The 22,620-nt window shown below is 57.9% G+C and carries 25 protein-coding genes; 15 read left to right on the top strand and 10 right to left on the bottom strand.

Annotation, left to right across the window (positions count from 1 at the left end):
• Positions 1-84: 84 nt before the first annotated feature.
• The 7 genes from rpmH to ruvX are packed head-to-tail and all read left to right on the top strand — an operon-like array spanning position 85 to position 5,018.
• Positions 85-219, top strand: a complete 135-nt coding sequence (rpmH, locus tag WCY31_RS08500; RefSeq protein WP_231018503.1) for a 50S ribosomal protein L34 — start codon at positions 85-87, stop codon at positions 217-219.
• 11 nt (positions 220-230) lie between these two features.
• Positions 231-548 (top strand): ribonuclease P protein component, encoded by a 318-nt coding sequence (gene rnpA / locus WCY31_RS08495; RefSeq protein WP_345969374.1) that lies wholly within the window; start codon positions 231-233, stop codon positions 546-548.
• Entirely contained in the window at positions 545-871 is a 327-nt protein-coding gene (gene yidD / locus WCY31_RS08490; protein ID WP_345972050.1) for a membrane protein insertion efficiency factor YidD, read from the top strand. Before rnpA ends, yidD begins: the two co-directional genes overlap by 4 nt.
• 3 nt (positions 872-874) lie before the next feature.
• Positions 875-2,494, top strand: a complete 1,620-nt coding sequence (gene yidC / locus WCY31_RS08485; protein ID WP_345972049.1) for a membrane protein insertase YidC — start codon at positions 875-877, stop codon at positions 2,492-2,494.
• 2 nt (positions 2,495-2,496) lie between these two features.
• The gene (locus WCY31_RS08480; protein ID WP_345972048.1) at positions 2,497-3,270 is read left to right on the top strand and encodes a Jag N-terminal domain-containing protein; all 774 of its coding nucleotides are present in this window, start codon (positions 2,497-2,499) and stop codon (positions 3,268-3,270) included.
• Entirely contained in the window at positions 3,267-4,616 is a 1,350-nt protein-coding gene (gene mnmE, locus WCY31_RS08475; protein WP_345972046.1) for a tRNA uridine-5-carboxymethylaminomethyl(34) synthesis GTPase MnmE, read from the top strand. The genes WCY31_RS08480 and mnmE overlap by 4 nt, the downstream gene beginning before the upstream one ends.
• 3 nt (positions 4,617-4,619) lie before the next feature.
• A complete protein-coding gene (gene ruvX, locus WCY31_RS08470; protein WP_345969370.1) occupies positions 4,620-5,018 on the top strand; it encodes a Holliday junction resolvase RuvX in 399 nt (132 codons plus the stop codon).
• Here ruvX and WCY31_RS08465 read toward each other — a convergent pair.
• On the bottom strand, positions 4,990-5,664 hold the full coding sequence (locus WCY31_RS08465) for a hypothetical protein (RefSeq protein WP_345972045.1): 675 nt from the start codon (positions 5,662-5,664) through the stop codon (positions 4,990-4,992). The genes ruvX and WCY31_RS08465 overlap by 29 nt on opposite strands.
• Before the next feature lie 194 nt (positions 5,665-5,858).
• On the opposite strand from WCY31_RS08465, the gene ilvC reads away from it, so the two are divergent.
• The 3 genes from ilvC (at position 5,859) to WCY31_RS08450 (ending at position 8,979) form a co-directional block, all read left to right on the top strand.
• Positions 5,859-6,881, top strand: coding sequence for a ketol-acid reductoisomerase (gene ilvC, locus WCY31_RS08460; RefSeq protein ID WP_231018496.1), 1,023 nt, complete (start codon positions 5,859-5,861; stop codon positions 6,879-6,881).
• Positions 6,882-7,060: 179 nt separating this feature from the next.
• Positions 7,061-8,209, top strand: a complete 1,149-nt coding sequence (locus WCY31_RS08455) for a polynucleotide adenylyltransferase (protein WP_345972044.1) — start codon at positions 7,061-7,063, stop codon at positions 8,207-8,209.
• 164 nt (positions 8,210-8,373) lie between these two features.
• On the top strand, positions 8,374-8,979 hold the full coding sequence (locus tag WCY31_RS08450) for a superoxide dismutase (protein ID WP_345972043.1): 606 nt from the start codon (positions 8,374-8,376) through the stop codon (positions 8,977-8,979).
• 18 nt (positions 8,980-8,997) lie between these two features.
• Here the strand turns inward: WCY31_RS08450 and WCY31_RS08445 are convergent, their stop codons facing one another.
• The 5 genes from WCY31_RS08445 to WCY31_RS08425 form a co-directional block, all read right to left on the bottom strand.
• The gene (locus WCY31_RS08445; protein WP_345972042.1) at positions 8,998-9,570 is read right to left on the bottom strand and encodes a transglutaminase family protein; all 573 of its coding nucleotides are present in this window, start codon (positions 9,568-9,570) and stop codon (positions 8,998-9,000) included.
• Between the two features lie 216 nt (positions 9,571-9,786).
• Entirely contained in the window at positions 9,787-11,838 is a 2,052-nt protein-coding gene (locus WCY31_RS08440) for a 2-isopropylmalate synthase (RefSeq protein WP_345972041.1), read from the bottom strand.
• Positions 11,839-12,144: 306 nt separating this feature from the next.
• Positions 12,145-12,765 (bottom strand): Crp/Fnr family transcriptional regulator, encoded by a 621-nt coding sequence (locus WCY31_RS08435; RefSeq protein WP_345969358.1) that lies wholly within the window; start codon positions 12,763-12,765, stop codon positions 12,145-12,147.
• A 78-nt stretch (positions 12,766-12,843) separates the two neighbouring features.
• Positions 12,844-13,869, bottom strand: coding sequence for a hypothetical protein (locus tag WCY31_RS08430; RefSeq protein WP_345972040.1), 1,026 nt, complete (start codon positions 13,867-13,869; stop codon positions 12,844-12,846).
• Positions 13,866-14,468 (bottom strand): c-type cytochrome, encoded by a 603-nt coding sequence (locus tag WCY31_RS08425; protein ID WP_345972039.1) that lies wholly within the window; start codon positions 14,466-14,468, stop codon positions 13,866-13,868. Before WCY31_RS08425 ends, WCY31_RS08430 begins: the two co-directional genes overlap by 4 nt.
• A gap of 123 nt (positions 14,469-14,591) precedes the next feature.
• Here WCY31_RS08425 and WCY31_RS08420 point away from each other — a divergent pair, with 123 nt between their 5' ends.
• Positions 14,592-15,893, top strand: a complete 1,302-nt coding sequence (locus WCY31_RS08420) for a cytochrome-c peroxidase (protein WP_345972038.1) — start codon at positions 14,592-14,594, stop codon at positions 15,891-15,893.
• A 19-nt stretch (positions 15,894-15,912) separates the two neighbouring features.
• Here WCY31_RS08420 and WCY31_RS08415 read toward each other — a convergent pair whose 3' ends face one another.
• From WCY31_RS08415 to WCY31_RS08405, 3 genes are all read right to left on the bottom strand, one after another.
• On the bottom strand, positions 15,913-16,692 hold the full coding sequence (locus WCY31_RS08415) for a PhzF family phenazine biosynthesis protein (protein WP_345972037.1): 780 nt from the start codon (positions 16,690-16,692) through the stop codon (positions 15,913-15,915).
• A gap of 77 nt (positions 16,693-16,769) precedes the next feature.
• Positions 16,770-17,534: a DUF5995 family protein gene (locus tag WCY31_RS08410; protein ID WP_345972036.1), complete on the bottom strand. Its 765-nt coding sequence runs from the start codon at positions 17,532-17,534 to the stop codon at positions 16,770-16,772.
• A gap of 12 nt (positions 17,535-17,546) precedes the next feature.
• Positions 17,547-19,151, bottom strand: a complete 1,605-nt coding sequence (locus WCY31_RS08405; protein WP_345969352.1) for a cation:proton antiporter — start codon at positions 19,149-19,151, stop codon at positions 17,547-17,549.
• A 211-nt stretch (positions 19,152-19,362) separates the two neighbouring features.
• Between WCY31_RS08405 and WCY31_RS08400 the strand changes: the two genes are divergently transcribed.
• From WCY31_RS08400 to WCY31_RS08385, 4 genes are all read left to right on the top strand, one after another.
• Positions 19,363-19,575 (top strand): hypothetical protein, encoded by a 213-nt coding sequence (locus WCY31_RS08400; protein WP_345969351.1) that lies wholly within the window; start codon positions 19,363-19,365, stop codon positions 19,573-19,575.
• 202 nt (positions 19,576-19,777) lie between these two features.
• On the top strand, positions 19,778-20,656 hold the full coding sequence (locus WCY31_RS08395) for a divergent polysaccharide deacetylase family protein (RefSeq protein WP_345972035.1): 879 nt from the start codon (positions 19,778-19,780) through the stop codon (positions 20,654-20,656).
• On the top strand, positions 20,649-21,422 hold the full coding sequence (locus WCY31_RS08390; RefSeq protein ID WP_345969349.1) for a DNA-processing protein DprA: 774 nt from the start codon (positions 20,649-20,651) through the stop codon (positions 21,420-21,422). Before WCY31_RS08395 ends, WCY31_RS08390 begins: the two co-directional genes overlap by 8 nt.
• Positions 21,423-21,511: 89 nt before the next feature.
• Positions 21,512-22,054, top strand: coding sequence for a nitroreductase family protein (locus WCY31_RS08385; RefSeq protein WP_345972034.1), 543 nt, complete (start codon positions 21,512-21,514; stop codon positions 22,052-22,054).
• 3 nt (positions 22,055-22,057) lie between these two features.
• On the opposite strand, the gene WCY31_RS08380 is transcribed toward WCY31_RS08385, so the two are convergent.
• Positions 22,058-22,597, bottom strand: a complete 540-nt coding sequence (locus tag WCY31_RS08380; RefSeq protein ID WP_345972033.1) for a lipocalin family protein — start codon at positions 22,595-22,597, stop codon at positions 22,058-22,060.
• Positions 22,598-22,620 lie beyond the last annotated feature (23 nt).

Here is a 22,620-nt window from a genome sequence, read left to right as displayed (position 1 = left end):
ATGGCAGACTTTTTCTTATCCTTAAATAACTATTAAGTATGAATTAGGCATAATTGCGCACTAAATTTTCAGAGAGGAATGGTCATGAAAAGAACATACCAACCGCATAACACGCCTCGTAAACGTACCCACGGTTTCCGTGCACGTATGGCGACAAAAAACGGCCGCAAGATCATCAACGCACGTCGTGCCAAGGGCCGTAAGAAACTGGCCGCCTGAGTTCGTCCGCAGTGCTGAAACACAACCGCGAGTTTCAGCTGGTCTACCGTAAGGGCAAAAGCGCGCATTCACCTGCGCTTGTCCTCTTCTACCTCCCCAACACCCCTTTTATAACCGTCGGATTCACTGCCAGCAAAAAAGTCGGCAACGCCGTGAAACGCAACCGGGCCAAACGCCGTATGCGTGCGCTCTTTTACGGTCTTGAACCGCAGCTTGCCGCCGGCAGTTACATCCTTGTCGCCAAGGCGGCGACGGTCGAGACCCCCTACGCCGTGATGGAAAAAGCGCTCCGGAAAATGGCGGAGCGGGTGGGGGCGCTTCAGGTATGATTCGACGGCTGGTACTCGGGATCATCTGGATCTATCAGCGCAGCTTCACGCTGATCGGCCGGGGGAGCTGCCGCTACTATCCCAGCTGCTCGGAGTATACCCGTCAGCAGTTCGAACAGAATCCGCTTCTCTATGCTTTTTATTATTCGACGAAACGCATCCTCACATGCAACCAGCTGTTCCCCGGGGGAATAGATTATGTCGAGGTGGCGAAATTGCGGCCGAATCCGCAAGATTTAACCATTAATAGGATAAAGTACTGGCTCGTTCCAAAAGCGGGAAACCGCTTTTATCTCATCAAGAATTTTTCGTTTAAAGGCTAACGTGTGTTTGAAAAAATGAGTCCCAACCAGCGGCTGATCCTGGCCGTGGTCCTTTCATTTGTCTTCTTTATTGTCTATACTGCGATCTTCCCGCCGGAGATGCCGGAGAGCGCAGAGCAGAACGTCACGCTCAAAGAGCGGGTAGGTACCGAGGCGACGACCCCGGCAGTCACGGACAACGGTGTCGGTCATACGGTGGCGGTCAGCGAAAAAGTGGCCAACCCCGACGCCACGAAGCTGGTGACGGTGGAGTCCTCCGAATTTACGCTCAAGATCGATACCCTCGGCCGGATCGTGTCCAAGGTGCTTAAAGACAAGAAGTACTACGTCGATGACAAGCCGACGGAACTCATTGCCCAGGAGGGCGCGCAGCCGCTCTTCATCCGTTTTGCCGACGAGGCTATCAATGCGGAAGCACTCAAAGTCCCTTACCGTGCGGATGCCAGTAGCCTTACACTGGATGCGGCGGGTACGAAAAGCGTGACGCTCACACAGACGCTTTCCCAGGTGACCGTGACGAAGACACTGACCTTCTACGCCGACGGCCACTACGACATCAAGGTTTCCCTCTCCAAACCGATGCGCTATTTCCTCTATGTCGGGCAGCATGCGGAGCACAAGGGTCAGATGATGATGGCCGTGCACGGCGTCATGGGCTACACGGCTGACGGCGTCTCCAATATCTTTGAAGACGGCGACGTCGAGGGACGCACTGCGCTGCGTGACGTGAAACTGCTCTCGGCCTTTGACCAGTATTTCGCTTCCATCTTCTACGGGCTCGATCCCGAGGTCATCGTCAACATCGACCGTGACCGCAGTGACAACCCGATCGCGTATCTCGAAGCTACCGACTCCCTGAGCTTCAACGGCTTCATCGGTCCGAAGGATTACCGCCTGCTCGAATCGATCAACCCGGTACTCGTCAACGCCATCGAGTACGGCTGGTTTACCTGGGCGGCGAAACCGCTCTTTGGTTTCCTGCTGTGGCTGCACGGCTTCTTCGGAAACTGGGGCTGGGCGATCGTCGCGCTGGTCGTCGTGATCCGTCTGGTGCTCTATCCGCTGACTTACAAGGGGATGATCTCCATGCAGAAGATGAAGGACCTCGCACCGAAGATGAAAGAGCTGCGCGAGAAGTACAAGGGCGATCCGCAGCGCATGAACGCGGCGGTAATGGAGCTCTACAAGAAGAACGGTGCCAACCCGATGGGCGGCTGTCTGCCGCTGCTGCTGCAGATCCCGGTCTTCTTCGCGATCTACCGTGTTCTGCTCAACGCCGTCGAGCTGCAGGGGGCGCCGTGGATGTTCTGGATCGGCGACCTCTCCCGCATGGACCCGACCTACATCCTGCCGATCCTGATGGGTGCTTCCATGTATTTCCAGCAGAAGATGACGCCGAACAACTTTACCGACCCGATGCAGGAGAAGATCTTCAAATACCTGCCGGTCGTCTTTACCTTCTTCTTCGTCACCTTCCCGTCAGGCCTGGTGCTTTACTGGTTGACGAACAACCTGCTCTCCATTGCGCAGCAGTACATGGTGAACAAGCAGTATGCGAAGATCAAAGCGGCACGCCACGAAGCGCACCTGGCGCAAAAAGAGCATAACGGGGGCGAGGCCTGAATATGAAGAAGATCGAAGCGCCGACGCTTGAAGCGGCGTATAGCGAAGCTTCCAAACAGTTCAGCTGCTCGGTGACGGAACTCGATATCGTCGTGGTACAACACCCCAGTAAAGGGTTCCTCGGCCTGCTGCGAAAGCATGCCGTCATTGTCGCCCGCCCCAGGGCCGCGGACGAAGCCGAGGATGAGGCGCAGCTGCTCACGGAGGAGGAACTCCCGGCACCGACGGAGCCGATCGCCTATCCGGAAGACGACGAGAGCGAATACGAAGAGGTCTACGCCGACGAGGATCACTATACGGAAGGCGACGACGATCTTGACGCCATCGCCGAAGAAGTGGAGACGAAACTCAACGTCCTTTTCAAGACGATCTGTTTCAAACTCGAACCTATCCACGTCTCCGTCTATGACGATAATACGCTGCTCGTGGAGTTCAACGGGGAAGACGCGGCGCTGCTGATCGGCAAAGAGGGGTACCGCTATAAGGCGCTCTCCTATATGCTCTTCAACTGGATCAATGCCGAGTACCAGCTGCAGCTTCGTCTGGAAATCGCCGAATTCCTCCACAATCAGGAGGAGTCGGTGGCACGCTACCTGACAGGGGTTTTTGAAAGCGTCGACCGCGACGGTCATGCCCAGACCCGCGTCCTCGACGGCGTACTCGTGCAGATCGCCCTCAAGCAGCTGCGTGAGCGCTACCATGACAAGTACGTTGCCATCCGGACGACCCGTGACGGCGGAAAATACATTATCATTAACGATTACCACAACTATTGATTATGAACGATACGATTGCCGCCATTGCGACCGCGCACGGGATCGGCTCCATCGCCATCATCCGCATCAGCGGCGCGCAGGCGACGACGATCGCCTCGAAGCTGACGGGGCAGCGTCCCCTTGAAGACCGGCGCGCCCACCTCTACCCCCTCTATAACGCCCAAAACGAGCTGATCGACGAAGCGATCGTCCTTTTTTTCCGCGGTCCGCGCAGTTTTACCGGCGAGGATGTCGTCGAACTGCAGTGCCACGGCGGGCAGATCGTGGCAGAGGAGGTGCTGAAGGCGGCCCTGGCCGGCGGCGCGCGCCTGGCGACACCGGGCGAGTTCAGCCGCCGTGCTTTCCATAACGGCCGCATCGATCTGACCGAAGCAGAAGCGATCGCCCGGCTTATCGAGGCGCGGAGCGAAGACGCCGCGAAGATCCTGGCCAAGCAGATGAAAGGCTCTTTGCGGACCTTCGTCGAAGGGAACCGCGATGCACTGCTGGAGATCCTGGCCTATTCGGAGGTCTCCATCGACTACGCCGAGGAGGACCTCCCTCAGGACCTGATCGACCAGATCATTAAAAAGCTCGAGACGATTGCCGCCGCGCTGCGCCGTACCCTGGCGTCGAGCGAACGCCGTAGGGGGCTGATGCAGGGGTTCAAAGTCGCCATTATCGGCAAACCCAATGTCGGCAAGAGTTCGCTGCTCAACAGCCTCCTCGATTACAACCGCGCCATCGTCAGCGATATCGCCGGGACGACCCGCGATACGATCGAGGAGCAGGTGCGTATCGGCAGTCATCTGATCCGCATGGTCGATACGGCGGGGATCCGCGAGGCGGGAGACGAGATCGAGCGGATCGGGATCGAACGCTCCATCGAGGCGGTGAGCGAGAGCGACATCGTCATCGCGCTCTTTGACGGCAGCCGCGCGCTCGACGGCGAGGATAAGGCGATCCTCTCGCTGATGGAAGAGCATACAGATGAACGCACGTTCATCGCCGTATTGAACAAGACCGATCTGCCCCAGCGTTTCGATGAGACGCCGCTGAAGGAGTACACCCCGCTGCGTATGAGCTGCAAGCAGGACACCTCGGTCCTGATCGAGGCGCTGCAGTCGCGGATGGACCGTCAGAACGTTTCCGAAGAGACGATGCTCATCTCCCAGCGCCAGACCGATGCCGTCAAAGGGGCGCTTGCGGCGATCGATAACGCTTTTATGCCCCTGGAGGATCAGGAGCTGGAGCTCTTCTCCTTCCACGTCGGCGAAGCGATCCAGTCCCTGGCCTCCATTACCCGCCCCTTTGACAACGAAGAGATGCTCGACAAGATGTTCGGCAGCTTCTGCCTCGGGAAGTAGGGAATGGCGACGCAGTTCCCTCTCCTGGGCATCGACCTTGGGCTCAAGCGGATCGGACTGGCTTACAGCGCGGACGGTACAGTCGTCACTCCGCTGGCCGCTATTGAGCGCAAAAACCGCAACCAGGCGTCGCAGGCCGTGCGCGACGTCATCGCGGAGTGGGGGATACAAGAGGTCGTCGTCGGGATCCCGATGGGCGGCTCCAGCGAGGAGGAGATGCGGCGTCGCGTCGCGCACTTTATGAACCTCGTCGATTTCGACGGGCCCGTCGCCTACCAGGACGAGAGCGACAGCTCCCTCGAGGCCGAAGCGCTGATGAAGGGCGAAATCCGCTATAAGCGCGACGGCCGCGTGGATTCGCTCTCGGCGATGGTTATTCTACAGCGCTATCTGGGACAGTGACCCCGAAGAAGGCCAGTGCCTCCTCCTCGTCGCCGCTGAGCACGGCGCCGTGGTAACTCTCATCTTCTCTTAGCAGCGTCTCGATCCTCTTGACGCAGTAGTCAAAGCACTGTTTCCGGGCGCAGTCCATGTCGTCGATAAACCCCATCCCGCTGAAGTGGTAGTTCTCCCCTTCGTTTTCGATGCAGAAGAGGGTGCCGTCGCACTGCGCCTCGATCAGTTCGACGAGTTCGCGGTAGTTGATGCCGAACTCGGTCGCCTGCCAGCCGATCTCCTCGAGTTCACTGTCGGTGAATTCGGCGACGCCGTCGCCGGTCGTATCGTCATAGTCCGCGTGGCGGACGTTATAGCCGATGATCTCCTGCCAGTTGCGCGCGGCCTTGATGAGGATGCGGTCTTCGACTTCGACGACCTGCATGTTCCCGCCGAGCAGTTCGGCAAGGCTTTTTGGCTGAGTCGGCATCAGGGCCGAGGGCGCCGGGCGCGCGACGCTGCCCTGGAAAAGGTAGCAGCTGCGCGCATCGTAGGGGGGATAGTGGATCTCCCCCTTCATGGTGATGCCGAAGGGCTTTCCACCGTTGACCGCGGCCATCATGGCCGGTTTGTCGACGGAGATGATCTCTTTGACGAGGTTGAATTTTTTCATACGTTCTCTTCCGCAATTTTTTGGAAATTTTAGCATGCCCGAAGCGCGGGGCGATTAAGAAATTGCCGTTTTCAAAGGCCTAAGCGGCAGCTAAACTACTCTTTCACGACTTTTTGGTACAATGCGCAAAATTTTTGTGGTGCGGGGACCGCCTTACAGGCGGGATGATCGTCCACAATCCAAGGGATTAACTGATGGCATTGAATGTGTACTATGACAAAGACTGCGATATCAGCATCATCAAGGGCAAAAAAGTCGCGATGATCGGTTTCGGCTCCCAGGGCCACGCACACGCGGAAAACCTCCGCGACAGCGGTGTAGAAGTAATTGTCGGTCTGCGCAAAGGCGGCTCCAGCTGGGCGAAAGCGGAAGCGAAAGGTTTCGAAGTCATGACGGTTGCCGACGCATCCGCAGCGGCTGATGTCATTATGATCCTTCTGCCGGACGAAAACCAGGCGGAGATCTACGCGAACGAAATCGCACCGAACCTCAAGCCGGGCGCGACGATCGCTTTCGGTCACGGTTTCTCCATCCACTACGGACGCATCAAGCCGGCAGCCGACATCAACGTTATGATGGTCGCACCGAAAGCGCCGGGCCACACGGTCCGCAGCGAGTTCGTCAAAGGCGGCGGTATCCCTGACCTGATCGCCGTCGGTCAAAACCCGTCCAACATGACCAAGGAGCTTGCGCTCTCTTACGCTTCCGCCATCGGTGGTGGTCGTACGGGTATTATCGAAACGACCTTCAAAGACGAGACGGAAACAGACCTTTTCGGTGAGCAGGCTGTTCTCTGCGGCGGTGTTTCCGCGCTGATCCAGGCCGGTTTCGAAACCCTGACAGAAGCGGGCTACCCGGAAGAGATGGCATACTTCGAGTGTCTGCACGAGATGAAACTGATCGTCGACCTGATCTTCGAAGGCGGTATCGCTGATATGCGTTACTCCATCTCCAACACGGCGGAGTACGGCGACATGGTCTCCGGCCCGCGCGTCATCAACGCAGAGTCCAAAGCGGCGATGAAACAGGTCCTCAAAGAGATCCAGAACGGCCAGTTTGCCAAAGACTTCGTCCTCGAAGGCCAGGCGGGCTATCCGCGCATGAACGCAGAGCGCAACAACCTCAAAGCGCACCCGCTCGAAAAGACCGGTGCACGTCTGCGCGAAATGATGCCGTGGATCAAGGCGAACAAAATCGTCGACCAGGACAAAAACTAAAACAGCGGCGCATCTCCTGCGCTGCCGACCCCTTCACCGTACCTCCGTACACTTCTCCGTATGCCTCTTCCAGCGCTATCGTTTTTTCGCTTTTTGAGTGATCTTCTATATAATGGCAGCATTCAAAATAAAACGATCATCACATATCGATTAGGTATCCGTCAATAAAGGAGAACAAGGTGCAGGAAAAGCGAATCTACCTCGTCGGCGCCGCTGTCAGAGACACACTGATGGGCAGGGCTTCCGGCGACAGAGCGTATGTCGCCGTAGGGTACGCGCCGGCGGATTTTGCGCACCTGGAGCAGGTGGAGGGGGCGCATCCGCACTTTGTGAGAGAAGACGGCAGTACGCTGACGCTGGCAGCCCCTGGGGAGAGCATTGAGGCGGTGCTGCTGCGGCAGGGGCTGAGCATCGATGCCGTCGCCTACGAGGAACAAGAAGAGCTCTATGTCGACCCCAGCAACGGGCGGGAGGATATCGAGAAACGGATGCTGCGCCACGCTTCCGAGGCTTTTGCGGAAGCGCCGCTGAACGTCCTGCGGTTGGCGCGTCTGCGTGCAACGTTCGGCACCGGGTGGAACATTCATGCCACGACAAGGGTCCTGATTTACGGCATGCACGAAGCGCTGACGCAGCTGCCGCCGGAACAGGTCTGGAACGAAGTGCAGCAGGTGCTCGTGCTCCCGGATACCCACCTCTTTTTTGAAACGCTCTTCGAGCTGGGGGTACTCGATGCCGTGTTCCCGTCTCTTTTTGCCTTGACGACGTTCAAAGAGGGGACGAAGTACCACCGCGAGGCTTCACTCTTTGCGCACGTCATGATGGTGCTACGCGAGCTGAAACACGAGACCCCGCTGCTGAAGCTGACGGCGCTCTACCACGACATTGCCAAACCCTACTGTTTCCGGACATACGGCAACGGCACGCATCACGGGGACCCGGACAAGATCGCGCCGCGGATCGACATGGCGATCCCGGAGCAGATGAAAGCGCAGATCCTTTTTCTGAGCGAAATGCACACCAAGCTGCCCAAGCTTCCGCAGATGAGCATTTACCACATTACGGATTTCTTTGAGCGTTTTAAGAGCGATGAAACGCTGCTCGAAGCGCTCATACGCTTCAAACGGGCAGATGACCAGGGGCGGTTCACGGATGTTCCCAGGCCCGCCATTTGGGACAGGGCTATCTTGAAGACCTTTGATGCCATCACCGCGTACACCCCCGAAAAGTGGATTGCGGCCCAGGCGGAAAAACCCGATGACAAAGCGATCGCTTTGCACATGCACCTGCACAATGTCGAAGTAGTCAAGCGCACCTTTTTCGCATGATCCTATGGGGAAAACAGCTGCCGCGCTCCGACGTTCCAGATCGACGCTTTACCCCTTGACGTTATATTCACAAAAATTATAAAAAATACAGCACGCTTTTTTTAATCTCCGCTTGTTGAAAAATCATGGATAATAGAGATTCACTGCATCCAAAGGAGTCTCCTATGCATCTGAATCTACCAAGCTTACCATTTGAAGAGCATGCGCTCGAACCCTACATCTCGGCGGAAACACTGGCGTATCACCACGGAAAACACCATGCGGCCTACGTGAAGAAGTACAACGACCTGATGACGGGCTCAGCGTACGAAGGAAAGCCGCTGCTCGACGTCCTGAGAACGGCGGAAGGGGCGCTGTTTAACAACGGCGCGCAGGCATTTAATCACGACTTTTACTGGAAATGTCTTACGCCGGGTGAGACGGCACCGTCGGAGGAGCTGGCCGCGGCGCTGGCGGAAGCATTCGACTCTGTCGAGGGCTTTAAAGAGGCGTTTACCGCGGCGGCGACGTCACTGTTCGGTTCGGGGTGGACATGGCTCATTATCGATGAGAACGGCGCACTGGCGATCGAAAACGGTTCCAACGCCTACACCCCGGTACAGACGGAGGGGAAACATCCGCTGCTGACCTGTGACGTCTGGGAACACGCCTATTACATCGACTGCCGGAACGCGCGCCCGAAATACGTCGAAAATTTCTGGCATCTGATCAACTGGGATTTTGTTTCGGAAAACTACAAGCAAAAATGCCGTGTCAGCCATCAGTGCTGAACAGCGGCGGTCATGCCCTCAGGCAGAGCGATCGGGAAAATGGCCGATCATGGCTTCGTAGCTCTTGTAGGTCTGCAATGCGTCGATGACTTCGGGCAGGGGCTCTGCGAAACGCCCCGCGACGTCATACTCGTGCTCACCGAGGGCAAAGGCGAGCCGTTCGACGGGCGGGGTGAACTGTGCATCGACGCCCTCTTTGTTGCCGCGGGGATCGCAGCGGTACCAGCCGTACGCCTCCAGCCAGACGGCATTCAGGCCGTGCAGGCAGTAGACGCCCGGCGTGTACTCCGAGCAGCTTAGCCGCTGGTAACAGAGCGCCGCCGGGATGCCGTTGGCACGCAGCAGGGCGGCGAGGAGGTGGCTCTTGGCATAGCACCAGCCGGTTTTCTGCTCCAGCACCTCGCTCGCTTTGATCGTCGAGGCCCCGCAGCCCGCGTCGCCGGTATGGGCGATCGCGTCGCGGACGTACTGGAAACAGACTCGGGCAACGTCTTCTTTGGCGTTCAACCCTTCTGCCAGCGCTTTCGCTTTGGCCATGACGGCGGGATGGTGATAGTCGATATAGGTCGACGGTGCCAGAAACTGTTCCATATCGGCCTCCTCAATCGGTGTTGTTGCCGTCATCTTATTGCGTTTGGGTCAACGGCGCAAAAACGGCGGAGGACAACGTCTGCAGGTCATCCGGCGAGAGCTCGAGCTCCAGCCCACGCCGTCCCGCGCTGACAAAGATGGTCGGAAACTCCCGCGCACCGGCGTCTATGAAGGTGTCGAGGCCGCTGCGATTCGACCCCGCGCGCGTCAAAATATTTAGAGGTTCTCTTTGACCGCCTTGACCTTCAGCCGAACGTAATCGACATGCCACCCTTCCGATGCAGTGTACAGTGTCGGTTCCAACCGCGTCCGCACCTCCTGTTTGAAGCAGGAGAGCTGTGCGCTCTCCAGGTGCGCGACGATGCCGTTGGCAAAGAGGTCGAGCCAGTGGGCGATGTCGTCGACGGGCGTCGGCCGCGCGATCAGTTCGGCGGAGGCGACCCTGAACCCTTCCGATTCCAGCAGCGCCCTGTACTCGGCACCGGTCGGGAAGTACCATGGGTTTTCAAAGGGGCCGAATTCGGGGTGCCGTTCAAAGACCATTCGCATCGCTTCGACGACCTGCGCCGCATTGCCGTGCCCGCCGAACTCGGCGACAAACCTGCCGCCGGGTTTCAGGGCCCGGCGGATCTGCCGCACGGCCGTGCGGGGCTCCGTGACCCAGTGCAGTACCGCATTGGAAAAGACCGCGTCGAAACGCCGCTCAAAAGGGAGACGTGTCGCGCTCATGACATAGGCGTCAATGCCCTTGGCCCTGGCGCTTTCGACCATGTCGGCATTCAGATCGACCGCAACGACGTCGGCGCCGCGCTTTTGGATCTCCACGGCGAGGCTCCCCTCGCCGCAGCCCAGGTCGAGGATTCTTTCGCCCTCTCTTGGCGAGAGTAGTTCCACGACGGGGAGCGCCAGCGCCGAGACGAAGCCGGCATGGCGGGCGTACTGTGCCGCATTCCAGCTGTTGGCCTCTGCGCGCTGCGCCATCTGCTCGTAGATCGCGCGCACTTCGTCGGCGCCGATCTCGCCGCCACGCGCTTCGGAGCGCTTTTTGACGGCATCCGCGAGTGCCGTCTGCTCTGAGGCGGGGACCTCGATGCCGTAGCACGCTTTGAGGACGTAAGCGACGCCCCCCTTGCCCGACTGGGAGTTGATGCGGACGGCGTCTTTATAGGCGCGTCCGATATCGGCCGGATCGATGGCGAGGTAGGGGACCTCCCACGTATGCGTGTTGTTGGCGCGGCGGTGCTCCATCCCTTTCTTGATCGCATCCTGGTGGGTACCCGAAAAGGCGCTGTAGATCATGGCACCCACATAGGGATGGCGCTCAGCCACCTCGGTGCCGATAATCGCCGTGATCCGCGAGAGGACGTCGTCGACCTTCCCGACGTTCAACCGCGGGTCGACGCCCTGCGCGTAGTAGTTGAAGGCCATCGTGACGAGGTCGGCGTTTCCGGCGCGCTCGCCGTTGCCCAGCATTGTGCCTTCGACGCGCTGTGCGCCTGCCAAGACGGCCAGTTCGGCGCTGGCGACGGCGCAGCCGCGGTCGTTGTGCGGATGCACGCTGATGACGACGCTCTCGCGCTGCGCGATACGCTCCCCCATCCACTCGATCCGGTCAGCGTAGATGTTGGGCGAACCGGCTTCCAGCGTATTGGGAAGGTTCAAAATCATCGGACTTTGCGGTGTCGGTCCCCACGCGTCGATGACGGCGTTGGAGACCGCCAGCGCGAAGGGGAGTTCGGTCTGCGAAAAGCTCTCCGGCGAATACTCGAACACGACCTCGCCGCCAAATCTTTCCGCTTCGCGTCGGACCCACGCTACGCCCTGTACCGCCAGACCGATGATCGCCTCTTCCGTGCGTCGGAACACGACATCGCGCTGGTTCGCGGCGGTCGGGTTGTACAGGTGAAAGATGATCCGCTTCGCGCCCCGGAGCGCTTCGAAACTGCGCACGATATGGCGTTCGATAGCGGGTACGAGAACACCGACGGTGACGTCGTCCGGGATCATCCCATCCTCGATCAGCGTCCGGCAGAAATCGAACTCCGTCTGCGACGCGCTGGGGTAGGCGATTTCGATCTCTTTGAAGCCGAAATCGACCAGGGCCTGAAAATAGGCGACTTTCCGGGGGATGTCCATCGGGTTTTTGAGCGCCTGGTTGCCGTCGCGCAGATCGGTACTGGCCCACACGGGGGCAACGTCGGCGGTGTTGTCCGCCCAGGCTCTTTTCTCCATGGTCACGGCCGGGTAGGGCCGGTATTTGGTATACATAGCATTTTCCTTGACAATAAAAACGAAAAAGAATGCCTACATACGGGCGTGCACCGCCCTGGAAGGCAAAACAGAAATCAAAAATAAAAAGGGGTGTTTATAGAGAAAGGAGTAGGCGTAGGAGAAGGGCGCGGTTCATCGCAGTATGGGATGGTGATGCGTGCCGGTAAAATCGGTCGTTACTATGTGTCATAGTCTTCTCCTTTGTGAAATAATGACACCATTATACATAAAATCAATGCTCTCTGCGCAGAGACGCGTACGTTTTGAGGCTATCGGCCGTGTCTGTGGCGCTTTGGCGCGGCCCTACTCCGCGATGGAGATTTTTCCGCGCGACAGTGAAATGCTCCCGGAAGCTTCGAGCTTTTTGAGGTTGCGGCTGACCGCCTCGCGCGAAACGCCCAGAATGGAGGCGATCTTGTCATGGGTAATATGCAGGGTGTCCTTCCCCTGCACATAGAGCCAGTTGAGCAGCCGCTGGTCGAGCTGGTCGAATTTGATCGACTTGATGAGGTCCATCAGTGTGCCGATCCGTCTGCCGCAGAGCTCAATCTTGAAGTTGCGGTAGCTCTCGGAGTTGTTGATGAGCCACAAGATCTTCTCCCTCGGCACCAGCCACCCCTCGATGGATTCGTCGACGACTGCGGAGGCGAGCGCTTTGTCGGCCGTAACGGTACTGAACGTATTGACCAGGCACTGTTCGCCGGGGGCGATGTAGTAGAGGGTCATCTCGCCGGCGGCGATGCTCTCCGGGGAGAGATAGACCTTGACCTTTCCCCGCTTCAAAAAGAGGATCTCCTCGCAGACGTCGCCTTCGTAATAGAGGATGGTGCCGATGGGCAGTGCGACCGGCTTGGAAGCCGCTTCGATCATCTGCTGCTCCTGCGTGCTCAACTCCTTGAAAAATTCGTACTCCAGTAAATGCATCCCCGCTCCTTTTCGAAATCCATTTTACACTATTTGCACCGGTGAAAGCGTTTTGAGCCTACAGGATACGGCAAGGGACTACCTTTTTCTGTGATCGCGATCACGTTGGTAGGATGCAGGGCCGCGCAGCCACGCCTGTTTTCTGCCGAGTGCACGATAGGCCCGGTAGAAGAAAAAGAGTGTCAGCCCGGCGGTACACCAATGGATTGCCGCGGGAGGGAGCAAGGGGCTCAAGTCGATGAGAACCCCGTCCCCGGGTTGGAGGCCGAAGCCGAAAAGCGCCGGCAGCCTGAAACCGTAATAGATGGAGAGCGTCCCGGCGGCGCTCAAAAGGCGTACCGTGCCCTCGGGCAGCCGCAGGCGTAAAAAAAGATAGACGAGCGCACTGAGGGCGCCGAAAAAGAGCCCGGGGGCATAGACGGAAAAGAGTGATGCCGCATCCACGGCGTTGTGCATGTCGGGGACGAAAAACCATCCATAGACAAATCCGGGAAAGACCCCGGCGAGCGTAAAGGCGGTGACTTTGGCGATCCTGGAAGCCCGTCCGGCTGTAATGGCAGCACCCGCTGTCCGGTCCGGGCAGGGGGCGGTACAGTGGCTGCAGACGCGGCAACGTGCGTTCGTCGGTGGTGCAGTATTGTCCGTTGCGTAGAGTGTTTCCGCGGGAAAGAGCGGGCAGATCCCCGAACACCATCCGCTTTTCCCCTCAAAGAACCACCCTGCGGCGGCAGCCGCGATGCCCGTAGCGGCCAACAGCGAGAGGGTCGCGGCAGCGTTGAGGTCGAAAACGGCGTGCCTCAGCGGGATGACGGTCAGCAAAACGGCCACGGCGGAGAGCTGAAGCCATTCACGCTGGATCCGTTTTAGTTTGCGGCGCCTTGAAGTGCCTGTATGTTTCGGCAGGAGGGAGAGGGTCGCCAGGGGGCAGATATTGCGCCACGTTCCTATGGAGAGGAAGAGGATCATCGGTGCCGCCGGGATGAGAAGGTTCCAAAACAGGTCCAGCCCCAATGCCGGATGAAAGAGCAGGGCATAGATCAGGAGCAGGGCATAAGCCCCCAGAAGCGATTGCGCTGTGCGCCAGCGCAGCAGGCCGGCGTTCATCTCTGGAGGCTTCTGATGTAGTGTGCCAACCCCGACATCTGGATTTTCGAGAGCCGCTCCCTGAACACCGGCATCGTCCCGATCGCTCCCTTTTTCCCGTTGCTCAGGACGGTCGCCACCAGGGTATCGCTGTAGGTTTTGAGGTCGGGGGCGACAAAGGCGATGCCTTCGCCGCTTTCATCATGACACGATGCACAGACCGACCACCTTTTTGGCTTGTTTCCCTTCAGCCCTTTTGACACGAACCGTGCGATCTCCTTCGCGTCACTCCCCTCAACCAGTCCCGCCGGCATACCGGACGGATAGACGCTCCTGAAGTTATTCGACCCGTTTTCAATGACGTACAGAACGGACTTTTCCGCGATGCGATAGGTGTGGTTCTGCGCTTTGCCGTTGTTGCCATCCCCATTTTTGCCGTGGCAGGAGGTGCAGTGGATCGTATAGAGCGATTCGCCGATGCGGGTGAGCTGCGCTTCGCTTTTTTTCTCCCGGTCGGCGTGAAGATTGTAGTGATTGACATCGTCGATGTAAAAGGCCAAAAACAGTTTGGAGGCGAGGATGGCGACCATCAACACGAATCCGGCAGGGATAAATTTCATTTTCAGTACTCCTTGGGTGGCATGGAAATCACAATGTACCCGCATCCGATACGCCGAACTGTGATTCGGATCACATAAGAAAATCGACGGATGCAATAGGATTGTCCGTCAAGGAGTTGAAAGATGAAATACCTGATGATCTTCTTGCTGGCGCTGCATCTCATCGCCGGCGATGATGAAAACCTGATTCTGCTGGCGTATGAGAGCGGACTGCAGCCCGTACCGGCACGTTATACGGGACTCATGCTCCTTCTGAATGAGGAGCCCGAAGCGTTTTCGGCCGCAAAGATCGCGCTGGGAAAAAAGCTCTTTTTTGACAGGAACCTGTCGCTGGGACGGGATGTCAGCTGCGCGTCGTGCCACCGTTTCGACAAAGGCGGTGCCGACGGGCGCCCCACCGCCGTCGGCCATCTGCGGCGGGAGAATCCGTACCATCTCAATACGCCGACGGTATTCAATACGGCGTTTTCGAAAAAACTGTTTTGGGACGGCAGGAGCGAGACGCTCGAGGATCAGGCCAGGGGGCCTTTGCAGGCCCCTTTTGAAATGGCCATTACCCCGAAAGCGGCGGAGAGAAGGGTCCGCGCCGACGGGGAGTATGACGGGCGGTTCAGGGGGGTGTACGGCGGGAGAGGGGTGACTTTCGACACCATTGTCGACGCGATCGCCGCTTATGAAAAGACCCTTCAGACCAGGGGCCGGTACGATGACTTTTTATTGGGGTATACGGATGCGCTGAACGCAGGGGAGAAAGAGGGGTTGAAGTTTTTTATCACCAAAGGGTGCGTGGGGTGCCACAACGGGATCGGCCTTGGCGGTCAGGCTGTGAGGAAGTTCCCGCTCTCCTATCACAGGATCTGGAGTATGGGACGTCCGAAACAGATCGACAGCCTCACAAAGAGGTACGGCCTGGCCGTCGAGGCGTTGCGCCGGAGGGCATTCGACAATGACGCGGCGCGGCTGCAGTACCTGAAAGCGAAGCTGGACGAGGACGATCTCGTGCTGCTAGAAAAAGGATTTTTTGACCGGATAAAAGAGAGTGAACGCGCATCGGTCATGACATCTTCAGGGTGTTCCGCATGCCACACGGAGGGGAGACTCGGCATAAAAAAAGCGCTTCTGCCGCGCATCGCATTCCCTTTTGAGAACCGGGGAGGCTTTACGGGGGCGCCAAACAGATACTTCAGGGTACCGCTGCTGCGCAATGCCGTCAAAACAGCTCCCTATTTTCACAACGGCAGCGTTGAGAAGCTTGAAGAGGCGATCAAGGTGATGGGAATCCACCAGCTCAGAACAAATCTGAGCGAAAACGAGATCGGGAAGATCGTCGCATTTTTGAGGGCCGCGGACGGCGCCCCGGTTACGTATGATATTGCAGCGCAAAAGGACATGCGTAAACGCGTTCGGGGAAAGGAGAGTAGGTGATAGCGGACGCTCGGGGGCCTCAGAGGGAGATGCTGCCCGTGAGATACGTAACGGCGCGTCCTGAGATGATCACCCTTGTCCCGGCCAGCTCGCAGCGCAGTTCGCCGCCGCGGGGGGAGACCTGCCTGGCATGGAGTGTTCTTTTGCCGAGCCGCTTGGCCCAGTAGGGGGTGAGCTGGGTGTGGGCGGAGCCGGTGACCGGATCTTCGTCGATGCCGAAGTTGGGGGCGAAGAAGCGGCTGACGAAGTCGTAGCGTTCATTCCGCGCCGTAATGCAGACCCCCCGCAGGTCCAGGGCGCGGAGCGCAGCGTAATCGGGGGTGAGTTTGGTCAGATCCTCCCCGTCGGGAAAGACGACGATATAGTCGCTGCCTTTGAGCACTTCGACCGGCGGCTTTTCGAACGCGGTGACGATCTCCGGCGGTACGGGGACGGCCAGGGGAGGTTCGGAAGGGAAATCGAGGGCGAGATATGCGCCTTTGCTGGTGATGTGCAAAGGCCCGCTGCGCGAATCGAAGGTGATGCTCTCCCCTCTGTAACCGAGGTGTTTGAAGAGGACATGGGCTGCCGCCAGCGTGGCATGCCCGCACAGGTCTACTTCCGTCGTCGGGGTGAACCAGCGAATACGGTATCCCTGGGCCTCCTTAACGAAAAAAGCCGTCTCGGCAAGGTTGTTTTCCGCGGCGATCCACTGCATCATTGTATCGTCCATCCAGGTCTCCAGGGGGCAGACGGCGGCGGGGTTGCCTTCGAAAATGTGCGCGGCAAACGCATCGATCTGATAGAGGGGAATTGTCACGTTTTTATCCCTTTTGGGTTGATGGGTCTATGATTATAAAACGAACGCGCCCACTTGTCAAAGTTGCTGACCAAGCCTCATGAAGCGGCACTGTCTAGTGCCGCGATTTTCTCTGTCACGCTGCCGCGCTCGCCCACTCTGACCAGCAGGAAAAGCGTCGTGGCGATGGGGCCGGGATGGGCGACGAGTGCCGCATAGCCGATGACCTCTTTGTCCAGGGCGTCGATGTAGACTGCAGCGGCCGCCGCGTCGCTGCGGGCCAGTGCAAGGGCATTGCCCCACGCCGCATCGCGGGCCTTTTCCATGCTGAAGGCGGCCAGTGTTTCGTCGGTACGCAGGGCCAGCCGGTCCAGCAGATGCAGCACAGGCCAAATGGTTGCCAGTTCTTGTTCGACTTCGTCGATCATACCGGTGAGAATGGTATTGATCTTTTTGAAATCGTTTTCGAGGGATGTAATGGCTTCACCGGGCGCGGTCTCGGCGGCCGCGATGCCGAGGTCGAGATTGATATGCGCGTTCATCCCGAGAAAAAGATGCTGCAAGACGATATAGCGTTTCGTACCGGCTGCGTCGAAAGCGTACTGCCACGCCCGGGTGACCGGCCTCCCGGCTTGGTAGGCGTTGTAGGCCTCCAGGTAGCGGTTGGCAAAGCGGACATCCAGCCGTTCCATCCTGCCGCCGTCGTCAAAATAGCCTTCGGCGATTTTCTGTTTCACCTCTGCCGTCACCCGGTGGTACAGCGCCGCGAAATAGCCCATGGTGCTGCCGCGCGCGTTGGCATGGTCGATGATCTGCCGCAGACGTGCGAGGACGTCGTCGATAGTGGTTGCAGGGTGTTGCATGGCACGGCTCCTTCAGGATTTGGGCTCGGTCGCCTCTTCGACGAGGAGGCTTGAGACCTCAAAACTTGCATCAATGAAACGGGCGCCTTCGATGCTGCGGAGCTGCCGCCGTTCGGTCGGAGTGTCGATCTTCATAATAATATCGGGCTGCGCGCTAAAGGCGCGGACGGCCTCGCCGATCAGGCGCTTGTTGTGTTCGCTGTTGACCGTCAGGATAACGGCTTTGGCACTCTCGACGTTGAGTGATTCGAGTACCGGGCGTTTGTTGAGGTGGCCGAAGTAGGCCATGTAGCCGAGCTTGCGCGCATGCAGTACCTGCTTGAGGTTGTCCGTGATGACGATGAAGGAGACGCCTTTGGCCTGCAGGTCGGCGCAGACGATCTTGCCCAGCGTTGAAAAGCCGGCGACAACGATGTGACCGCTACGGCCGATCGGGGTGATGACGTCGGCTTCGTAAAACTCTTTTTCGAAGTAGGAGGAGAGTTTGTAGATGTTGTTGACGACGAGGGGAGTGAGGATCATGGAGATGACGCTCACAAGGATCAGGAAGCTGGCGGCTTCGCTGCTGATGAGTTTCTCCGCCCCGGCCAGGGCGAAGACGGCAAAGGAGAACTCCCCGATCTGCGCGAGGGCGAAGGCGCTTTTGGCCGAGGTGTTCTTGTCGTTATTGCGACGGATAATGGCGTAGATGACGGCGGCTTTGAAAAGCATGGCCAGGACGAAAACGAACAGGATGAGATGGATATGCTCCAGGAAATAGAGCAGGTCGATCTTGGTGCCGACGCCGAAAAAGAAAATACCCAGCAGCAGGTCCCGGTAGCTGGCGATGTCCGACTCGACCTTGACGCTGTAGTCGGTATCGGCGATGATCATCCCGGCGATGAAGGCCCCCAGCGAATAGGTAAAGCCCATCCCGTGCGCAAGCAGGGAGGTGCCGATGACGATGGCGAATACGGCGCCGAGAAAGAGTTCGTCGAGTTCCGTGCGCGCGGAGAATTTCAACAGGGCATTGACGCTCTTCGCCCCCACCGTGAACATGACGGTAATGACGATGGCGGCCGACAGGGCCGTTTTAAGCAGCACCTCGCCCATGGAGAGGTCATGGTTGGAGAGGAAACTGATCAGTAGAAGGATCGGGATGACCGCCAGATCCTGGAAAATCAGGATGCCCATTGAGATCTGCCCGTAGGGGGTCAGGATGTCCTTGGACTGTTTGAGGTAGGTGAGGACGATCGCCGTCGACGAGAGCGAAAAGGCCAGGGCGACGATAAGGGAGGTATTGAAGTCCAGGCCGAAAGGGAAATAGGCGAGGACGAAAATAACGAGGACGCTGAGGGAGACCTGCAGCAGACCGTTGGTCAGGAGGATCTCTTTCATGCTCCGGATCCGCCCGAGGCTCAGTTCAAGCCCGATGGTGAACATCAAAAAAACGATGCCGAATTCGCCGACGACGTCGAGGGTGAGAATGCTCAGCCCGTTGAAACCGAAAAGGTAGCTGATGATCGTCCCCGTGAGGATATAGCCGATGAGGTGGGATATTCCCAGGCGCTTGAGCAGGATGCTCAGTACCGCGGCGATGGCAAGGGTAAGAAAGATTGCCAGAAGTAATTGGTCCATGCTGAAAGTATAGGCTGTATTTATTTTATTTGATCGAAATCCCTGTATAAAAATGGCGCATCACCTGGGAAGTCAAAGTGCCGACAAGTGTAAAATGGCGTGTAAATATGAAATAGTGCGTTAAAAAAAATGGCAAAACGCCAAAAAAATGGATACATTAACTCAAATTAACTATAATACACTGTAGATATTATATGGGAAAGGGGTGCTGATGATACAAGAGCTTTATAATAAATTGTCGGCGATGGATTGGACCTATCATGCGCTACAAAAGCCGGAGTCGGGCGTCATAACAATGCGGGCCACGTCCATGGATCCGCAGGGAGTGTTGGAGGTCATGCGGATCCGGGAGATCGCCGAGGAGTTCCGGCTCTATACGAAGTGGGACGGTCAGGATATTGTCATCGGGCGCAAAGAGGAGTAGCGGCTGCGTGAAAAAAGGTGGCATAGTGCCCTGTTAACCGCCCTGTTATCAGATTCTTATTACAATGTGCCGACAAGAATCATGAGGGATTTTAATGGCGCAACAGCGGAAGAAGAGTGCTCCCAGGAAGCGTGCGGCCGGGGGAAAAACCAGGCGCAAAAAAAACACATTTACCTATACGCTGCTCAAAGGAGTGATCTTTTTGCTGATCGCCTTTATACTGGCGGCGGGAGGCTATTTCTTTGGATACCAGAAGGCGAAGCAGGAGCATCGCGGGGCACTCTTGACGGAGCGTCAGCACAGCGCCGAACTGAAAAAGGCGCTTAAAAAGGCAAAAGCGAGAACGGCCAGCCATGAATATGAAAAAGCACCGCCGCGACCGGCAGCACGGGCTGAAAAAGTCGAACCGGAAACGGGGGCGAAACCGATGATGGCCATCATATTCGATGATGTCTCTTTCGCCCATGACGTCCGCAACATCAAAGCATTGAACCTGCCGGTGACGATGTCTTTCCTTCCCCCCTCCAAACGCCACCCCGATTCAGCTGCATTGGCGGCGAAGCAATCCTACTATATGGTCCACCTTCCGATGGAGGCGGTCTCCTTTTCGGCCGAAGAGCCTTTGACCCTGCATGTCAGTGATGACGAGGCGGTGATCGATGAGCGTATCCGGCAGATCAAGAACCTTTTTCCGAAAGTCGCCTTCGTCAACAACCATACGGGAAGCAAGTTCACCGCCGACCGTGGTGCGATGGAGAAACTCCTTTATGCGCTCGACCGGGAAGGGATCACCTTCATCGACAGCCGTACGACCGGCAAGACGGCGGTACCTGGTCTGATGAAGTCGCTGCACCGTCCCTACATCAGCCGCGACGTTTTCCTTGATCACGACCCCGATGTCGACGCGGTGAAAAAGCAGGTGCGTCGTGCGGTGAAGATCGCGAAAAAGTACGGTTCGGTCGTCGTGATCGGCCATCCGCATAAACAGACGCTCCAGGGGTTGGCAGAGTCCAAGGCGCTTCTCGAGTCGGTACAGCTTGTGCGGATCGACACATTGGCGGCATACGAAAGCCATGAGTGATCTACTTTCAGTGAAGGTCCCCGCCCTCGAGGCGATGCGGAAATATCCGGAAACGCTCTATTTCGAGGGCAATACGGCGCTGCTCTCAAGGGTCAAGCTCTCCATTGTCGGCTCTCGGCGGGCGGACGGATATGCCCGCTTTATCACGTCACAGTTGGCGTCGAAACTTTCGCACGCAGGGGTCTGTATCGTCAGCGGCGGTGCGATGGGCATCGACGCGACGGCCCATGCGGCAGCGGGCGCGGCCAATACAATCGCCGTGCTGGGCAGCGGGATCGATGTTCGTTACCCGGCGACAAACCGCGCCCTGCTCGACAGCATTGCGCACGAAGGGTTGCTACTCAGCCCCTTCAATGACGGTTTCCAGGCGACGCCCTGGAGCTTTGTCGTCCGCAATGAGATCGTCGTCGCGCTGGGCGATGCCCTGATCGTGACCCAGGCCGATGAGAACAGCGGCAGTATGCGCAGTGTAGAGCATGCCCTGCGCATGGGAAAGAAGATCTATGTCCTTCCCCACCGCATCGGCGAAAGCGAGGGAACCAACCGTCTGCTCGAAGAGGGGAGAGCGGAAGCGATTTATGATATCGACACCTTCGTGGCGCGTTACGGCGAGGCCACGCGCTGTGTCGGCGACCCTTTTTTGGAATACTGCCGAACCGGACCGACCTACGAAGATGCCGTACGGGACTATCCCCAGGAGGTCTTCCGCTACGAACTTGAGGGCAAAATCGCCATTACGGCGGGTCGGATCAGCGTTCTTGTGTAAATGACCGGCAGGCAGGACCCGTCTGTCGCCATAACATTTTTTTGATGTGTTAAGGAAAGATTTAACCGCGATAAGCGTATGATGTGTAGATGTTTCTCTCCAAAGGATGGCAGATGCGCAGCACGGAATACGGTATCGACGACCTCTTTTTGAAACGGTTCTCCCCCAAACATTTTCTGGACAAACCCCTGGGGGAGAAGGACCTCTGTGCCGTCTTGGAAGCCGCGATGACGGCGCCGTCGTGTTTCAATGAACAGCCGTGGCGTTTTGTCCTGGGACCGAAGGAGGATTTCCTCGAGATTCTCAGCACGAAAAATGCCGATTGGGCTGCATCTGCTCCTCTGCTGATGATGGTCTGTTCGACCCAGACCTTCTCCTATAACCGAAAACCGAACCGATGGCACGCCTTCGACAGCGGCACGGCGATGGCTTTTCTGATCGTCGAAGCCTCCAAACGCGGCATCTATGTGCATCCCATGGGCGGGTTCAGTATCGACAGGGCGAAAGAGCGTTTCGGGCTTATGGGTCTTGAACCCCATGCGGTGCTTGCCCTGGGCTACAGTGATGAACCCCATACTATGACGACGCGCGTCGGACTCGACGAGATCGTCATCGACTGTCGGGAGAGCTGAGGCTCAGTGGTTGCACATCGCCTTGAAGCCGGTCCAGTAGAGTTTGAAGGGGTCGTATTTCAGTGCGACGAGGCGCGCGAGAATCGCTTCCCGGTCCCTGTCGTCCAGCACCGTGTCGCGGGCAAGGATCCAGAGGTACTTGCGCTGGGGATCGCCGACAACGGCATAGCGGTAGTCGTCGGCAAGCATGATGATCCAGTAATCGCCGTAAAAGGGCCAGAAAAAGCTCACCCGTAGTTTGGCGTTCCCGCTCGCTTCGACAACGCGGGCCTCTCCTCGCGCCTGATCCTTTAACCTCCCGGCATCGTCATAGCAGCGGTTGACGACCGCGACATGATCCGCTTTCAGCCGGTACGTGGCCGTCGCCCCGACACACCCCTCCTCGAAGCGGTTTTCATAGCGGGCGATCTCGTGCCAGAGACCGCTGTAGCGCTCCAGATCGACGTGCTCGACGGTAGGGAGGGGCACAGGGGCTTTTTGCTGGCAGCCCTCCAGGAGGGTGATGAGCACGGTCAGTGTCAAAAGGGTCAGGAGTTTCGTCATGGTCTCGCCGTTTAATGGTGGAG

Origin of the sequence: Sulfurimonas sp. HSL3-1, from assembly GCF_039645995.1 — a bacterium.
Lineage (GTDB): Bacteria > Campylobacterota > Campylobacteria > Campylobacterales > Sulfurimonadaceae > Thiomicrolovo > Thiomicrolovo diazotrophicus.
Note: the sequence above shows the minus strand (reverse complement) of the source record. Positions and strands in the feature narration are given on the sequence as shown.

Bases quoted from the DNA above. Each gene is read 5' to 3' on its own strand.
- rpmH (WP_231018503.1), top strand. From the start codon at position 85: ATGAAAAGAACATACCAACCGCATAACACGCCTCGTAAACGTACCCAC.
- yidD (WP_345972050.1), top strand. From the start codon at position 545: ATGATTCGACGGCTGGTACTCGGGATCATCTGGATCTATCAGCGCAGC.
- WCY31_RS08480 (WP_345972048.1), top strand. From the start codon at position 2,497: ATGAAGAAGATCGAAGCGCCGACGCTTGAAGCGGCGTATAGCGAAGCT.
- ruvX (WP_345969370.1), top strand. From the start codon at position 4,620: ATGGCGACGCAGTTCCCTCTCCTGGGCATCGACCTTGGGCTCAAGCGG.
- WCY31_RS08465 (WP_345972045.1), bottom strand. From the start codon at position 5,664: ATGAAAAAATTCAACCTCGTCAAAGAGATCATCTCCGTCGACAAACCG.
- ilvC (WP_231018496.1), top strand. From the start codon at position 5,859: ATGGCATTGAATGTGTACTATGACAAAGACTGCGATATCAGCATCATC.
- WCY31_RS08450 (WP_345972043.1), top strand. From the start codon at position 8,374: ATGCATCTGAATCTACCAAGCTTACCATTTGAAGAGCATGCGCTCGAA.
- WCY31_RS08445 (WP_345972042.1), bottom strand. From the start codon at position 9,570: ATGGAACAGTTTCTGGCACCGTCGACCTATATCGACTATCACCATCCC.
- WCY31_RS08440 (WP_345972041.1), bottom strand. From the start codon at position 11,838: ATGTATACCAAATACCGGCCCTACCCGGCCGTGACCATGGAGAAAAGA.
- WCY31_RS08435 (WP_345969358.1), bottom strand. From the start codon at position 12,765: ATGCATTTACTGGAGTACGAATTTTTCAAGGAGTTGAGCACGCAGGAG.
- WCY31_RS08430 (WP_345972040.1), bottom strand. From the start codon at position 13,869: ATGAACGCCGGCCTGCTGCGCTGGCGCACAGCGCAATCGCTTCTGGGG.
- WCY31_RS08425 (WP_345972039.1), bottom strand. From the start codon at position 14,468: ATGAAATTTATCCCTGCCGGATTCGTGTTGATGGTCGCCATCCTCGCC.
- WCY31_RS08420 (WP_345972038.1), top strand. From the start codon at position 14,592: ATGAAATACCTGATGATCTTCTTGCTGGCGCTGCATCTCATCGCCGGC.
- WCY31_RS08410 (WP_345972036.1), bottom strand. From the start codon at position 17,534: ATGCAACACCCTGCAACCACTATCGACGACGTCCTCGCACGTCTGCGG.
- WCY31_RS08405 (WP_345969352.1), bottom strand. From the start codon at position 19,151: ATGGACCAATTACTTCTGGCAATCTTTCTTACCCTTGCCATCGCCGCG.
- WCY31_RS08400 (WP_345969351.1), top strand. From the start codon at position 19,363: ATGATACAAGAGCTTTATAATAAATTGTCGGCGATGGATTGGACCTAT.
- WCY31_RS08390 (WP_345969349.1), top strand. From the start codon at position 20,649: ATGAGTGATCTACTTTCAGTGAAGGTCCCCGCCCTCGAGGCGATGCGG.
- WCY31_RS08385 (WP_345972034.1), top strand. From the start codon at position 21,512: ATGTTTCTCTCCAAAGGATGGCAGATGCGCAGCACGGAATACGGTATC.
- WCY31_RS08380 (WP_345972033.1), bottom strand. From the start codon at position 22,597: ATGACGAAACTCCTGACCCTTTTGACACTGACCGTGCTCATCACCCTC.